This is a genomic window from Serratia sp. Je.1.23.a (assembly GCF_051129805.1).
GTDB lineage: Bacteria > Pseudomonadota > Gammaproteobacteria > Enterobacterales > Enterobacteriaceae > Serratia > Serratia liquefaciens.
Window position 1 is genome coordinate 1 of record NZ_JBCPSR010000018.1, and the last position, 2,948, is coordinate 2,948.

A 2,948-nucleotide genomic window follows, 5' to 3' on the forward strand; every position below is an offset into this window, starting at 1 on the left:
AGGTTCTCCACCGTCACACCCGGTGGGATTGTTGGGTTTCTCGTCATGAGTTACCGGCTCAATATTCCAGACAGACTCGTGGTTCATTTGAGCATCCGTGCTCGCCCTGAACTCCGGGCACACTGTAGGTTATGTCCGTTACCCAACGCTCATCCGGAGCATCCGGATTGAACTGTCGCTGGAGCCTGTTGGGCGACACTATACTGGCCTCGTCTTTACGTGCCCGCGGGCTCCGGTACCCGACCTGAGCCTTTATCCCGGCACGTTTCATCAGTCGCCAGACTCTGTTGACTCCGCACTGTTGCCCGCTATCCCGCAGATCCAGATGGATCTTGCGATAACCATAGACGCATCCCGATTCCAGCCAGAACTGTTTAATCTGCCCTGTCAGTCTCAGGTCTACCTGATGGCGTTGTGAATGCGGCTGCTGAAGCCAGGCGTAAAAGCCACTGGGATGAACATCCAGCACCCGACAGAGCAGGCGAACAGGCCAGCAACAGGTGTTGTCACGGATAAAGGCGTACCTCAGTCGGACAGCTTTGCGAAGTACGCCGCTGTAGATTCAATTGTTCAATGCAACATCCATGCTAAAACATGGAGTAGCGGAGGATTATTGAATGAAACGTACATTTACGGCAGTGGAAAAAGAGTTTGTTTTCGATTCATGGAAGAACGGCATCGGCTTCAGTGAGATTGCTAAAACCCTGGATTCTAAGCCAGGCACCATTTTCACTATTTTAAGAGACTCAGGGGGCATGAAGCCCAATGTGCGTAAATGTGCCGCATCGCATTTAACTTTATCTGAACGGGAGGAAATACGTGTTGGGCTCTCTGCCAAAAAAAGTATCAGAGCTATTGCGCAATCACTCAATCGTTCGCCTTCTACTATCTCAAGAGAAGTTCAACGTAACCGTGGCCGACGCTATTACAAAGCGGTGGATGCGAACAACAGGGCGAACCGAATGGCCAAAAGGCCTAAGCCCTGTTTACTGGAGATAAACCTGGAACTGCGGGATTTGGTTTTAGAAAAACTGGAGCTCAAATGGTCTCCTGAACAAATATCCGGATGGCTTAAAAAAACAGCGCATCGCCGAAAAACGATGCAAATATCAGCAGAGACGATTTATAAAACCCTGTATTTCCGTACTCGAGACGCCTTACATCATCTGCTGGTAAAGCATCTGCGTCGTTCCCACAGCCTACGTCATGGAAAACGCCATTCTCGCAAAGGGGAACGAGGGACGATTAATATCGTCAATGGTATCTCTATTCATGAGCGCTCGAGGCATATCAACAATCGGCGTTCGGTTGGCCACTGGAAAGGTGACTTAGTCTCGGGCACAAAAAATACGCACATTGCTACTCTCGTTGATAGAAAATCACGCTATACCATCCTCCTGAAACTGAGGGGAAAAGACGCCACTTCAGTGAATCATGCCTTGGTAGAAAAATTTAAAAAAATTCCCTTCAAACTCAGGCAATCATTGACCTGGGACCGTGGTATGGAGCTGGCCAAACATGCAGATTTTACGGCCAATACAGGCATGCCAGTATATTTCTGTGACCCACAGAGCCCATGGCAACGAGGTACCAACGAGAACACTAATGGCCTTATTCGGCAATACTTTCCCAAAAAGACCTGTCTGGCTCAACATTCGCAAGAAGACCTGGATCAGGTCGCAGAGCAATTAAATAACAGGCCGAGAAAAACATTGAAATTTAAGACGCCAAAACAGATTTTTGAAAAGGGTGTTGCGTTGACAAGTTGAATCTACAGCGGCTTTTTTTAATATGTCCCGTTCGTCGGTAACCCGCTTCAGCTCTTTCTGGAGACGGCGGATCTCGGCCTGAGCATCCGACTGTTCTTTATTAGTGGAAGAATCCGGACCGTACTTCTTTATCCAGGCGTAAAGGCTGTGGGTGGTGATATCGAGACGTGTTGCAACGCTGGAAACAGAATGACCACGATCAACAACCTGTTTGACTGCTTCAATTTTAAACTCTTCGGGATAACGCTTACCGCTCATGGGCACCTCTCTTTAAGCCATCTTAAATGACTCTGAGATGTCTGTTAAACCTGTGGCGATTCAGCTTACCCTTTTACTCTTTCGGCATGGAAACAAACTGTATTGCATGTGAATATAGCGCTGCATGCACAATAAATCCCTGAAGAACGTAGCCAGATGGAATAGAGTAGACCTCAGTGCGTAGCGACGCCTTATCCATATCTTGACTCAATCCTACGGACTTATGCTTTCCACCTTTATAATTGAATTTTATTTCAGATATGGTAACTGCATTAGGTGCATGATTATACCTCCCTGTTGTTACCTCTATGCTTGTCAGTTTATCCAGGTTATCTATTATGACGTTATTCCCACCACTTCCACCGGTCAAGTCCTCTGACGTACCTATAGCATCAACAACATAACCCGAACGCATTTTCAAGGAATAACTCGGGGGTTGGATTATATACTTTCTCTCAGAATCTCCTGCCGAAGGCTTGCCATATACAGGCGATAGATGATTACCCCTAACGGTTAAGGTGGCTGTTACGTCAAATTTAATCCCTTTATAATTGCCACTGGCGTAGATTTTTGTATCCCCAGCTTTTTTCCCTTTTACTTTGCCATTGTTATCAATACTGGCTATCGATGTATCAGCAATACGCCAGTCTATTCCCGATGCGACACCAATAGACGCCTGCCCATTGGTTGGCACCGCCCTTACTGAGAAGAGGAATTGCCCCCCCTCCGTGATAGCTTTGGATGACGGAGTGATGGAAAAATCATAACTATAGATGGTCACCAGGTCAGACCCGGCAACACAAACCTCACTCCCCTTGATGCTTTGCTCCTTACCCTTAGGGGTAACACAGGCGCGAACAACATCTCCTGCGTCATCACTTCCCGGGGTATAGACATTCCCATCGAACTTGCTGTTACTAG

General features: G+C 47.3%; 2 protein-coding genes and 2 pseudogenes. 1 reads left to right on the forward strand and 3 read right to left on the reverse strand.

The features are described 5' to 3' along the window. Positions 1-124: 124 nt before the first annotated feature. A pseudogene (locus tag AAZT04_RS25915) lies at positions 125-553 on the reverse strand (IS3 family transposase); the annotation flags it as partial. 64 nt (positions 554-617) lie between these two features. Here AAZT04_RS25915 and AAZT04_RS25920 point away from each other — a divergent pair. Then, the gene (locus AAZT04_RS25920) at positions 618-1,769 is read left to right on the forward strand and encodes an IS30 family transposase (protein ID WP_129984157.1); all 1,152 of its coding nucleotides are present in this window, start codon (positions 618-620) and stop codon (positions 1,767-1,769) included. Positions 1,770-1,778: 9 nt separating this feature from the next. Here AAZT04_RS25920 and AAZT04_RS25925 read toward each other — a convergent pair. After that, positions 1,779-2,027, reverse strand: a pseudogene (locus AAZT04_RS25925) (transposase); the annotation flags it as partial. Positions 2,028-2,100: 73 nt separating this feature from the next. Further along, the coding region (locus AAZT04_RS25930) for a beta-prism lectin domain-containing protein (protein WP_434682331.1) at positions 2,101-2,948 on the reverse strand (848 nt) is incomplete at its 5' end.

Coding starts and splice junctions, on each gene's coding strand:
- AAZT04_RS25920 (WP_129984157.1), top strand. CDS start 618: ATGAAACGTACATTTACGGCAGTGGAAAAAGAGTTTGTTTTCGATTCA.